The organism is Acinetobacter sp. NCu2D-2 (genome assembly GCF_001647675.1).
GTDB lineage: Bacteria > Pseudomonadota > Gammaproteobacteria > Pseudomonadales > Moraxellaceae > Acinetobacter.
Window position 1 is genome coordinate 2,516,092 of the sequence record NZ_CP015594.1, and the last position, 13,120, is coordinate 2,529,211.

Consider the following 13,120-nt stretch of genomic DNA (forward strand, 5'->3'; position numbering starts at 1 on the left):
ACAATTATGACTAATAAAAACGACCATGCAGTGTATACAGAAAGTCCTGTTTCCGACTATCAGGGAAATCCTTTTATCGAAGCCTTACCCGAAATTTTTGAGGCAAAAGATACAATCCAAGCCATTAGGGGTACTATCGAATTTAAATTATCTGATCGACAACTACCCAACAATACTCGTGCTCATATTATATCCCAGTTATTAAATAATTTTTTTCACCCTATTAAACGGCATTTAACATTAGAACAAAAAATTTCTATTATGTTGAGAAAAGGCTATGTAGGACGAAATATTACTACAGGTGATTTAAATCGGCATTTACAAAATAGTTTTGAACATATTAAAAGCAATGATTTTAATGCTTCTCGCCATACAGATTTAATATCAACAGCACAAAGTCTAGTGTTTATCGGTTTCTCTGGTAGTGGCAAAACAACCACGTTAAATCGCATTCTTAGAAATTACCCACAAAAAATTTATCATCCTGAACATAATTTCACTCAGCTGGTCTATCTAAAAATAGACTGCCCATATAATGGCTCACTTAAATCCCTATATTTAAGTTTCTTTAGTGCTGTTGACCGTGCTTTAGGAACTAATTATGAGCAACAATATACTCAAAAAAGACATAATGAACAAAAGCTCTTGCAACTTATGGGACACATTGCCCATCTTCATGCAATCGGTCTTTTGGTGATTGATGAAATTCAACACCTCATGGCAAACAGATCTAAAAATTCTGATGAAATGTTAAATTTTTTTGTGACCTTAGTGAATATTTATAGCTTGCCAATCATTATGGTAGGAACACCTAAAGCAAGTAACATATTTGAACGTGATCTGCGCTCATCACGTCGAGCTGTAGGTTTTGGTTCAATTCACTGGGAACCTATAAAAAATGAGCCTGTAATAAAAACCCCAGATGGGAAAGTTCGAAAATCTGAGTGGATGACATTTACAGATGCTCTTTGGAAATATCAGTGGTTAAGAAAAGCTGATCTCGCACTCTCAGAGGAGTTACGACAATGCTGGTTTGATCTAACCCAAGGTATTTTAGACGTAACAGTTAAGCTTTTTGTCCTTGCACAAATACGAGCAATTGAATCTGGTTTAGAACGAATCACTGTAAAATTGCTCCAAAATACATATCAAGAAGACTTTAAACCAATTCATCATATTATAGATGCCTTACGTTCAGGTGATGCTCGACGAATTGCACAATATCCTGATTTGATCACACCTGAAATTGACAGACAATTGTTAAAACTTTTTTCCAAAATCGAAGAAAGTGCAATTGAGCAAGAAGATGAGCTTGATGAATATCAAGGACATGATGAATCTATGCGTTTACATGCTCTGTTACTTGAGCTTGGTTATGACTCCAAGATTTTGATACCGATGGTTAAAAAAGTATTTATTAAACATCCTGATAAACACTTAACCGAGCTACTCCCCATCATTATGGACTGGTTAAAGCAGGATGTAGATCCAACAAAGAGTCCCTCATTATCGAAACCCAAAACATCCAAACCTAAACTGCTTAAATATGATCAATGGCATACATTAGATTCACTTGACTTACGTTTTCAATTTTCACAAAAAGAGAGTGATCAAAGCTTTTATGATCATTTAAAAGCCCAAACAGATTTGATCTTTAATATATCTAATTGGATAAAACAAGTGAGTTAGGTATGCTAAATTTTCCTATGCCTTATGAACATGAGCTAATTTATAGTACAGTGGCTCGTGCTGGAATTCGTTTAGCATTTGAAAGTCCAAAGCAATTACTTGATGCAGTGTTTCAAAATAGGAAGGTTATTGCTACGGTTGATTTACCCTGTCATCTTAATTCGATTGTTAATCAGTATACTGAGGAACAATTGAGTCTACAAAATATAATATATAAACATACATTATTTCCTATATATGCACCTTTTGTACCTGAAACAAGGCGACAACAATGTTTCAAATGGATGGCTAATATTTCACAAGGCTCAGTACATCTTTCTTTGGGAATTAATGCTTCACGAGTCCCTGTTATTCATAGACTACGTTACTGCCCACAATGTTTGAAAGAGCAAGCGCTTCAAAAAGGTGAATTCTACTGGCTACGTTTATGGCAAATACAGGGAGCTTGCTGTCCGCAACACGGTAGGCTTGTAGAATCAACAATAGATTTAAGATCATTACATCGACATGATTTCATGGTACCTTCAGATGTTTTTTGTACTGAATGGAATCAGGTACCAGCAACAAGTGATGAACTTTTCATTAGCTCAAAATTAATAGAATTGTTATCTACACCACCTTTTGTATCATCGAGTTACGAACAGTGGACGATGTTTTATAATGAATTAGCCAGACGAAATGACTGTATTCGTGGGCAAAACCAAATTGCTTTCGATCAAATTTTAGAAAAAATATTGTTACGGTGGCCACAAAAATTTCTTAGACAATATCATTTGGATGACTTAGCTTCTGAAACCAGTTGGCTACGTCATATTTTTAGAAAGCATCGTAAAAGCTTTAGTTATCTGGAACATATTATTGTAATTGAAGCTTTTCTAAATGCCGACTGGTCTTTTGCAGATATGTTCACTCAAGTTAAATCTTTCAAGAAAGTAACAACTCAACAGAATAATCAAACAAAATATCAGGATGCTAATTTTGAAATAACCAGAGCTGAGAATCGTGAAAAATGGGTAGATTTAGTACAAAACCATGGGGTTAAACCCGCTCGTCACCTACAGGCAGCTCTTTATGCATGGCTATATCGAAACGATAAAGATTGGCTTTTGCAGACAAACCAAAACTTCCATCAGAAGTTTATTCCTCAAGGGACTAAAATTGATTGGCAAAAACGCGATCTTTTGTATGTAAGGCAACTTATTCAGCTTAAGAATACTTTAATCTGGGATTTAGATAGTCCAAGACGTTCTATGAAATGGTGGTTAAAACAAACGTCTACTTCAAATACATTAGAAAAAAACTTGCATAAACTCCCCCTAATTAGACGCTTTCTAGAGCGATATTGTGAAGATATTAGCTGTTATCAAATCAGGCGCCTAACAAAAGTTTTTATAGATAGTAATCTCAACAGACAACCACTTCCTCAGTGGCGCATTCTACGAAAAGCTGGATTAAGTGAGGATCGGATGACTTCTGAAACAAAAAAATTTCTGGAATACATCATTCATGAATTTCCTAATATGATTCAAAATTAATTTGATTAAAGCGTTACCTTAATGAAATTAAACTTTGAAATTTCAATAAAATAAGCTTTAATATATGCAGTGTTTTTTCAATCGACTAAAGATTCAAATGGTAAAGCATAGATGATAAAAATTAAAAATTTTCCTGAAAATGCTAGAATTACTTTTTTAGGTTCTATTTTTAAAGAAAGAAAAAACACTGAATGCTATATAAATATAGGATTAGAAAATTATAAATATTCAATAGAAAATCAGAGATATATACTGAAATATGCTCGTTTTTCTAATATGCCATTATTAGCGCGCAATCGACGTTTCAATCAGACTGAAACCTTTATTCCTTTTAATGAATCTACTATCACCATTCAAATTGATAACTTTCAAAAATGGAATATTTTAATTAATGATTCAGGACAGTATAATTTCAGTAATATTGTTAGCGATATTAATGAAAAATATAAAGATATTGAAATTATTTTACCCCAGATAGAACTCGCTAGAGTATTATTCTTGCATAATGCCTATCTATCTCGTAGTGCACTGAATCAAACACGTCTTTCTGGTGAATTTGATATCATAAAGGGAGAAAATCAAACTCTGATCAATATTCCTACATTTTGTAACTTCCCACTATCTCAATATGATAATGTCGGAATGCGCCGCTTGCTCGCATGGATATTACTCGATACAGAGGCCCGAACATCTTTCGAAAGCATCTCCAAAAATTTTTTAAGTGAGAAATTTCAGACAAAAGTCCGAGAATACTGGAACTTTAATTTTATCCCACCTTCATTAAAAGGTGCTGAAATCACATTAAAAGTATATTTTAGTCCGAAGAAAAACAAATATTATGTAAATGAAATTCTAGCAATATCAAACTTACCCAGTGAAATTAATCATACTGTCATTTTTTGCAGCCCTAAATTTACGGTAAAAAATACTCAGGAAAGCTCACAGGGCTCTTCTAGAGGTAGTAAGCATCTCCAAGAGGAAGATCCTATAATTGATGATAAAAAAGAAGCAAATAGTGATAAAAAAATAGCAATTATTGATTCACCTAAAATCACACTAGCACTCTCATCTCCTTTTGAAACGAAAAAAGCAGTAATTAAACGTTCTGGTAAAAAGGGCAGCTTTAATAACGATGATATAACTATCTTACCTGAACCTGACGTCGGTACAGGGGAATCCACTATTTTTGGAGAAATTGGCCGGGGGGAATTTGAAAATTGTCAAGATGAGAGTGATGACCTTAAACTATTTATGAAAAGATTTGAATCATTTCAAGCTATGATTGAGGAATTCAGATCACAGAATAATATTCTATCAAAATTTAGATTTACCATTTCTAAGCTTCCCGCTGTCAATCGATCCAAGCTACATAAGACCGATGATGGCAACTTTCGAAGTATTGCGGAAGTACAGCTAGAATTTCAAGGTAAAAAATTTTCCATTCTAGAAATTGATACTAGCGACAATTACAAACCACTTTCAACATTAATTGTTAAAGTCGAAAATTTTGAAGCCTGGGATCAAAATTTTCCAATTTTTAAACAACAGATTATCAGACGTTCTTTGCGTTGGCCCACGGCAAAATCCTTAAAAGATATTGGCATTCCCAAAGGCATTAACCATCCAAAAAACAAATTTGAGATAAGTGAGTCTGATAAAGAGTTTACAGATTGGTTGAAGCGGTTTACAGAAGTCTTAAAATCTGCTTAATAGTTTTCTCTATGGCATAAATATTTGGGTCTTTGGATTGAACTCACCTACCATAAGATGATACTTTATTACTGGCTATCTTATAGAATTAAGAATGCATGATGATATACGATGATACTTTATTTTCAAAATTTATGATCAGTAGCTATAAAAATCAATCATATATTAGTGATTCAAGATGAAACTTTATTACTGGATTACAATCAGCCTCTTTTCATTTTATTAGGGAACAAACATGAGCCTCACTTGTTTTAAAGCTTACGATATCCGCGGCAAACTTGGCACAGAACTCAATGAAGAGATTGCTTATAAAATTGGTCGTGCTTATGGTGAAATTTATCAGCCCAAATCTGTTGTTGTGGGTTGCGATGTCCGTTTAACAAGTGAAGATCTAAAACAAGCGACCATCAAAGGTTTAAATGATGCAGGTGTTAATGTTTTAGATTTGGGCATGACCGGTACTGAAGAAGTGTACTTTGGTGCCTTTCACCTTGATGTCCAAGGGGGCATCGAAATCACAGCCAGTCATAATCCAATGGACTATAACGGTATGAAATTGGTTCGTGAAAATGCACGTCCAATCAGTGCTGATACCGGTTTAAAAGATATTCAATTACTTGCGGAATCAGGCAAATTCAAAGAAGTTGATTCTAAAGGTACAACCCAAAAATATAATATCCTCCCTGAATTTGTCGATCATTTAATGACGTATATTGATCCTGCAAAAATTAGCCCATTAAGACTTGTCGTAAATGCCGGCAATGGTGCAGCAGGTCACGTGATTGATGCGATTGAAGAAAAATTTAAAACTCTCAATATTCCCGTTGAGTTTATTAAAATTCATCATGAAGCAGATGGTACGTTCCCAAATGGTATCCCCAACCCACTATTAGTAGAAAACCGTGATAGCACACGAAATGCGGTACTAGAATATGGTGCAGATATGGGCTTAGCATGGGATGGTGACTTCGACCGTTGTTTTCTTTTTGATGAAAAAGGTCAATTTATTGAAGGTTATTACATCGTCGGTCTCTTGGCACAAGCGTTCTTACTAAAACAATCTGGTGAGAAAATTGTCCATGACCCACGTTTAGTATGGAATACATTTGATATTGTTGAACAATTCAAAGGTGAAGCAATCCAGTCAAAATCAGGTCACTCTTTCATTAAAGAAAAAATGCGTGAGCATAATGCTGTGTATGGCGGTGAAATGTCAGCACACCATTATTTCCGTGATTTTGCTTATTGTGATAGCGGTATGATTCCTTGGTTATTGGCTGTTTCAGTATTGTCTGAAACACAAAAACCATTGTCTTCTTTGGTTGAAGAGATGATTGAAAAATTCCCATGTTCTGGTGAAATCAATTTTAAAGTAGCTGACACACAAGTAACTATTCAGAAGATCTTTGATCACTTCGCAGATCAACATCCAACAATTGATAAAACTGATGGTGTAAGTTTAGATTTTGGTGCTTGGCGTTTAAATGTCCGAGCTTCTAACACAGAACCATTGTTACGCCTTAATATTGAAAGCCGTAAAGATCAAAACCCTCAACCAATTCAATATTATATTGATCAACTTACTCACTTGATTCAATCGTAATTTGATTTGTTATAAAATAATAAAAAAGAGCCTAGAGGCTCTTTTTTATTACATCAAAATTTAATCTCGATATCCGTTGGGATTTTTTTTCTGCCAATTCCAACTATCTGCCAACATATCTTCTAAGCCAAATTTTGGTTGCCAACCCAATTCAGCAACTGCACGTGCATTATTTGCAAATGTTGTTGCAACATCACCTGCACGACGTGGTGCAAACTCAAATGGAATCTCAATCCGATTGACTTTTTCAAAGGTATTTTTAATTTCTAGAACCGAACAACCCTTGCCTGTACCGATGTTCCAAGCACGACAGCCTTGCGCATTTAAGCGATTTTCAAGTGCGCATAAATGGGCATTAGCCAAATCCACGACATGAATATAATCGCGCACCCCTGTTCCATCGACAGTCTCATAATCATTACCAAAAATTGATAATTTTTCACGACGCCCCACCGCCACTTGAGTCACATAAGGCATTAAATTGTTTGGAATGCCTTGTGGATCTTCACCGATCTGTCCACTTTTATGCGCACCAACAGGGTTAAAATAGCGCAATAAAGCAATCGACCATCGCTCATCGGCTTGTGAAATTTTTTCAAGTAACTGCTCAACAATGAGTTTGGTATAGCCATAGTTATTACTTGGCATGCCAGTAGGCATCTCTTCATTGAGTGGTGAAATATTTGCTTCATCATATACGGTTGCAGAAGAGCTAAAGACCAAATTAAATACCTTTGCACGCTCCATGGCTTGGACTAAGCTAATCGAACCCGCAATGTTATTTTCAAAGTATTTCAAAGGAATTTGCTGACTTTCACCCACCGCTTTTAAGCCAGCAAAATGAATCACCGCATCAATGTTATGATTTTGAAAAATTTGGTCTAATACGTTTTGATCAAGGATATTTCCTTCAAAAAAATCTAAAGATTTTTCGGTCAGTTGCTGAACTCGATTTAAAGCTTCTCTAGAACTATTTGATAAATTATCAATGACAACAACATCATGTCCCGCATTGAGCAATTCAACACAGGTATGTGAGCCAATATAACCAGCACCACCCGTCACCAAAATTTTAGTCATTCTTTTTTCCAAAAAATAGATTCAATAAGCCCTGCGTTGAAGCATCTAAATCGGATAAATCAGTTTCTTCACCACTCAATATTGGTAATAACTGATTCGCAATCTGCTTACCTTTTTCAACACCCCATTGATCAAATGGGTTGATATTCCATAAGACAGATTGAACAAAGACTTTATGTTCATAAAGCGCAATTAGCATCCCTAAACTATAAGGGTTGAGTTCTTCAAGTAATATTGTGGTACTTGGCTGATTACCCTCATATTGTTTATATTTTGGCAAGCCCACTAATTCGTTTTGATCAAGCGCTTGATTACCAAAAGCCAGTAAACGGGATTGTGCCAAACAATTCGATAATGCCAAATGATGCTGTTGAACCAGCGCCGCTGCATTATCCACATAAGTAAAGTGCTTGGCATTATAACGACGAATCGGTGCGATAAAGTCACAACTTACAGCATGAGTACCTTGGTGCAACAATTGGTAGAAGGCATGCTGTGCATTTGGACCAACCTCCCCCCAAATAATAGGGCAAGTTGTCCATTCAACTTTTTCACCACTACGTTGGATGGATTTACCATTAGATTCCATTTCCAACTGTTGCAAATAAGGTGCAAAGTATTTTAAACGACCGTCATAAGGTAAAACCGCATGAGTTTGAATATCTAAGAAATTACTATTCCATGCACTTAATAAGCCCATTAAAACAGGAATATTTTGCTCAAATGGCGCATTTTGAAAATGTTCATCTATCGCATGTGCACCTGCTAAAAGATGCTTAAAACCTTTTACACCAATCGTGAGTGCAATCGGAAAACCGATACATGACCATAATGAATAACGTCCACCGACCCAATCCCACAGCAATAATTGCTTCTCGGGATGAATCCCCCATTCGGTCATTTTATCAGGCTTAGTCGATACACCGACAAAATGATGCTTGAGCATTTGAGGCGTTTGACCTAAAGATTTTTCCAACCAAAGACGTGCTGTTTGAGCATTGGATAAAGTATCTATGGTGCCGAATGACTTTGAAGAAATAATAAACAGTGTCGTTTCAGGGCGCAGCTTATGTAAAATTTCAGAGAGCTGACTACCATCAATCGTTGATACAAAATGGACATTTAATGGCTTTTCTGTTTGTTGTTTAAAATCAGAAAGTGCTTGACTCACCATCAGTGGACCTAAGTCTGAACCACCTACCCCAATATTCACAACATCTTGAATCACTTCACCAGTCACACCACGATATTGACCCTCATGAAGCTGCTCAACAAGTTGATACATACGTTCCAATTGTTGATGAACTTGAGCCGCAATATCCTGATGTACTTTAGTTGTTTTCGGTAGCCGCAAAGCCCAATGCATTGCTGCACGTTGCTCAGATTGGTTAATATCTTCTTTTGAAAATAATTTTTTAATCCAATGATTTAAGTCACTGGCTTGCGCCCAATGCACTAAATTATTTAAGACATTGCCATCAATTCGATGTTTACTATAATCAAAAACCAATGGCTCAAGCTTAACGCTGAAATTGTTGAACCGTTGATCATCCTCAGCAAATAATTCCGTCAGATGCTTAGACTGTGTTTTTCTTTTTAATTCTACAAGTCTTGCCAAAACATCATCTATGTTTTCAACTGTATAAGGATATCCCTTAGCCATGATTAACGCCCTACCCCTATATAAGCAAATCCTAGTGATTTAACGTAGTTCGGATTATAAATATTCCGACCATCTAAAATGAATGGATGTGCCATGCTCTGCAATAAATCTTTATAACTCGGACTCCAATATTGTTTCCAAGCTGTCAATAAACAAAGCGCATGTGCCCCTTGAACTGCCTCATACTGATCTGTACAGTAAATGAGATCATCTCGATGACCATACACTTTTTCAATTTCAGCCAGAGCTTGAGGATCATGTAAGCGAACAGTAACTCCCTGCGCCCACAACGCTTTTAACATGGTATGTACGGGTGACTGTTGGATACGAACAGTATTTTCTTTAAAAGACGCACCCCAAATTGCTACCGTCTTTCCTTCTAGATCACCATGGTAGTAATTCCATAATTTACGGAACAGTAATTCTTTTTGTTGTTCATTAATATCCCAAACTTGCGCAAGCAACTGACTTTTAGCCCCTGTGCCTGATACAGTATTGGCTAGCGTTAATATATCGTGCGAGAAGTTTTCACCGCCAAAACCTGCACCTGGATACAAATAAGAACTTCCGATACGACTATCTGCAGCCATACCTTGACGGACATGTTCAATATCAATTCCCAGTTTTTCAGCCACTACAGCTAAATCATTGATATAACTAATACGTGTCGCTAACATGCCAGAAATACTGAGTTTAGTAAATTCTGCATCCAAAATCGGCATAAACAGATATTGATTTTCGCGCGGGAATAAAGGTCTTAATAGCTCTTGGATGTGCATTTGTGCTGTTGGAACATCACAACCAACAATGAGCTGCTCAGCCTGTGTGATACTCGCAATTGCATTTCCTTCCTGAATAATATCGGGTAGATAAATCCAATGATCTTCAGGCAGATACTTCTGTAATTTTGATGTTCCGTTTAGACCCAGTGTTGATGCATTAATCATCAATTTAGGATGAATAATCGTTCTTAAACCAATTTCTTTAATAAGTTCAATCCCTACATCAACTTCTGTTGGGTTAAAACTATAGATATAAGTATCTATATCTAAAGGCACATCCTGAAGGGTACAATATCGAAGAAACTCATTACGTTCTTGCTTAATTAACAAGTTTTTGACTGCATCATCTTGAGCAAAGATATGCTCAGATGTGTTTTTTAAAAAAACATCACACCAATACACTTGATGACCGTATTCAGCCAACACCCCTGCCAATACACCTGAATAAAGTGTTCTACCAAATACTGCAACCTTCATAAAATACCTATTAAAGTGCTAGTTCTTTAATCATTGCTTTGAAGTCTTCACCCAATTTTGGATGATCAATACCGTAATTTAATACTGCTTTTAAGTAACCAAGCTTACTACCACAGTCAAAAGTTTGACCTTTCATACGATAAGCTTCTACGACTTCTGTTTGCTGTAACATCGCAATTGCATCGGTCAACTGAATTTCGTTACCCGCACCTTTGGGTGTTTGTTCTAATAACTGCATAATTTTGGCAGGTAAAATATAACGACCTACAACGGATAAATTAGACGGTGCTTTTTCGACTGCTGGTTTTTCCACAATACCACGCATTTGGATACTGTGCCCTTCCTCAGGTATTTCAGCAACATCAACAATACCATATTGATCAACCAAGTGTTGCGGTACAGCTTCCACCATGATTTGAGATGCTTGAGATGCTTCAAAGCGTTTGATCATGAGACTCAAATCATTTTCTGCATCTGAGTCCTTCACCAATACATCAGGAAGTAATACGGCGAAGTGTTCTTGACCTACCACAGCTTTAGCACAAAGTACTGCATGACCTAAACCTAGAGGTTGAGGCTGACGGACACTAATTACTTTTACATTTGGCGGTAATATTTCTGTAATTTCTTTTAGCAAATCAAATTTCTTTTTATTTTCTAAGGTCGTTTCAAGTTCAAAACTTCGATCAAAGTAGTTCTCAATCGATGCTTTAGATGAATGTGTGACTAAAATAATCTCTTCGATACCTGCCGCAACTGCTTCTCGAACAACATATTCAATGGCTGGACGATCTACAACCGTCACCATTTCTTTTGGAATAGATTTACTTGCTGGTAAAAAACGTGTGCCTAGTCCTGCGACAGGTAAAATTGCTTTTTTAATCATATCAATAAATATTAGGTTCAGAGAAAGGCAAATAGTCTAGCTTAAAATATATTTACAATTACAGTTTAAAACAATAAACTGCGTTAAATTGAATACATTTAAACTCTAGATTCTATAATATTTTATGGATAAATTATTTTTTTTTTACGATAAAATACATAAAATTTAAGAGTTTCGTTTCCATTAGCACTTCATCACTCTTCACGATGAAATCCAAACATTATGAATGAACAGCCAATGACTATATTAAAACCTAATTCTCGTTTTTTAAAACGGGCATTTGATATTATATTTGCACTTTTTTTTCTCATTATACTTTCTCCTTTTATTCTTATTCTAGCATTACTTATCAAAAAAGATGGTGGACCTGCCTTTTATGGTCATGAACGAATTGGACAAAATGGCATAAGGTTTAAGTGTTTAAAGTTCCGTTCAATGGCTGTTAATTCTCAAGAATTACTACAACAAATCCTTAATAATAATCCAGAAGCTAGACAGGAGTGGGAAACCACTTTTAAACTTAAAAATGATCCTAGAATTACAACGATAGGACATTTTATTCGTAAAACCAGTCTTGATGAAATCCCTCAATTAATTAATATTCTTAAAGGTGAAATGAGCACAGTCGGTCCACGCCCTGTTACAGAAAAAGAATTACCCATGTACAATGAGGATGTGAAATATTACTTAATGACTAAGCCAGGGATGACTGGATTATGGCAAGTCAGTGGTCGTAGTGATGTTGATTATAATACACGTGTCAAAATGGATACAGATTATGTGCTACATTGGTCATTTATTAAAGACATCATTATTATTTTAAAAACAGTTAAAGTCGTACTTAAAAAAGATGGCGCTTATTAATTTATAAATTGAGGAAATATTAAACTATATGTCAGTTATTGCATCGATTGTTCTTTATAAACATCTCTATGAAGAACTCTCACCTACTCTAGACTCTTTATTAAATTCTGATGAAATTAGCAAAATTGTTTTAGTTGACAATGACCAAAGTGATTGGGCCAATAAATTAAGTAATCCAAAAATTATTTACCTAAAGTCTGAAGGAAATTATGGTTTTGGTTATGGGCACAATATAGCTATCAAAAAATTTTCTCATGACTGCCAATATTTTCTCATTTGTAATCCCGATATTTCTTTCGAAAAATCTGAATTTACTAGATTAATAGAATTTGCAAAAACCCAACCTCATATTGGGCTTTTTCTTCCTAGAATTATGAAACTGGATGGAAGTAATCAATATGGTGCACGTTTGCTGCCAACGCCCATGAATCTTTTTGCACGCCGTTTCTCACCTAAAATTGCATCTTATTTAGATGATAATTATTTGCTGCGGAAATACAAAATAGATAAACCAATTTTTGCACCGAGTTTATTAGGATGCTTTATGCTTTTTGATAGTAATAAGTTAATGACATTAGGTGGATTTGATGAAAGATTTTTTATGTATATGGAAGATATAGATCTATCAAGAAGATGTGCCGAAAAATTTGGGAATATTTATTACCCTTTTGCATTTGTAACACATTTGCATGAACAAGGTTCTTATAAGAACCCAGTACTGCTAAAAGCCCATATTAAAAGTGCATGGCAATATTTTAATAAGTGGGGGTGGTTAATTGACACTAAAAGAACACACATCAATAAAAACTGTATAAAACAATTTGAATAAAA

10 protein-coding genes are annotated in these 13,120 nt (G+C 35.4%); 6 read left to right on the plus strand and 4 right to left on the minus strand.

Going from position 1 to position 13,120, the window contains the following annotated elements; genetic code table 11:
• Positions 1 to 6 precede the first annotated feature (6 nt).
• The 4 genes from A3K93_RS12170 (at position 7) to A3K93_RS12185 (ending at position 6,537) form a co-directional block, all read left to right on the plus strand.
• A complete protein-coding gene (locus A3K93_RS12170; protein WP_067731448.1) occupies positions 7 to 1,689 on the plus strand; it encodes an AAA family ATPase in 1,683 nt (560 codons plus the stop codon).
• A 2-nt stretch (positions 1,690 to 1,691) separates the two neighbouring features.
• The gene (locus tag A3K93_RS12175; RefSeq protein WP_067731449.1) at positions 1,692 to 3,224 is read left to right on the plus strand and encodes a TnsD family Tn7-like transposition protein; all 1,533 of its coding nucleotides are present in this window, start codon (positions 1,692 to 1,694) and stop codon (positions 3,222 to 3,224) included.
• Positions 3,225 to 3,335: 111 nt separating this feature from the next.
• Entirely contained in the window at positions 3,336 to 4,934 is a 1,599-nt protein-coding gene (locus A3K93_RS12180) for a Tn7-like element transposition protein TnsE (protein WP_067731450.1), read from the plus strand.
• 235 nt (positions 4,935 to 5,169) lie between these two features.
• Positions 5,170 to 6,537, plus strand: coding sequence for a phosphomannomutase/phosphoglucomutase (locus tag A3K93_RS12185; protein ID WP_067731451.1), 1,368 nt, complete (start codon positions 5,170 to 5,172; stop codon positions 6,535 to 6,537).
• Positions 6,538 to 6,597: 60 nt separating this feature from the next.
• Here the strand turns inward: A3K93_RS12185 and galE are convergent, their stop codons facing one another.
• From galE to galU, 4 genes are read right to left on the minus strand one after another with little or no spacing between them, the layout of a single operon-like run.
• Positions 6,598 to 7,617, minus strand: a complete 1,020-nt coding sequence (gene galE / locus A3K93_RS12190; RefSeq protein ID WP_067731452.1) for a UDP-glucose 4-epimerase GalE — start codon at positions 7,615 to 7,617, stop codon at positions 6,598 to 6,600.
• Positions 7,610 to 9,280, minus strand: a complete 1,671-nt coding sequence (gene pgi, locus A3K93_RS12195) for a glucose-6-phosphate isomerase (RefSeq protein WP_067731453.1) — start codon at positions 9,278 to 9,280, stop codon at positions 7,610 to 7,612. Before pgi ends, galE begins: the two co-directional genes overlap by 8 nt.
• A 2-nt stretch (positions 9,281 to 9,282) precedes the next feature.
• The gene (locus tag A3K93_RS12200; protein ID WP_067731454.1) at positions 9,283 to 10,539 is read right to left on the minus strand and encodes a UDP binding domain-containing protein; all 1,257 of its coding nucleotides are present in this window, start codon (positions 10,537 to 10,539) and stop codon (positions 9,283 to 9,285) included.
• A 10-nt stretch (positions 10,540 to 10,549) separates the two neighbouring features.
• Entirely contained in the window at positions 10,550 to 11,425 is an 876-nt protein-coding gene (galU, locus tag A3K93_RS12205; protein WP_067731455.1) for a UTP--glucose-1-phosphate uridylyltransferase GalU, read from the minus strand.
• Positions 11,426 to 11,647: 222 nt separating this feature from the next.
• Between galU and A3K93_RS12210 the strand changes: the two genes are divergently transcribed.
• Both A3K93_RS12210 and A3K93_RS12215 read left to right on the plus strand, forming a co-directional pair.
• Positions 11,648 to 12,289, plus strand: a complete 642-nt coding sequence (locus tag A3K93_RS12210; protein ID WP_067731456.1) for a sugar transferase — start codon at positions 11,648 to 11,650, stop codon at positions 12,287 to 12,289.
• 28 nt (positions 12,290 to 12,317) lie between these two features.
• Positions 12,318 to 13,118, plus strand: coding sequence for a glycosyltransferase (locus tag A3K93_RS12215; RefSeq protein ID WP_067731457.1), 801 nt, complete (start codon positions 12,318 to 12,320; stop codon positions 13,116 to 13,118).
• Positions 13,119 to 13,120: the final 2 nt, after the last annotated feature.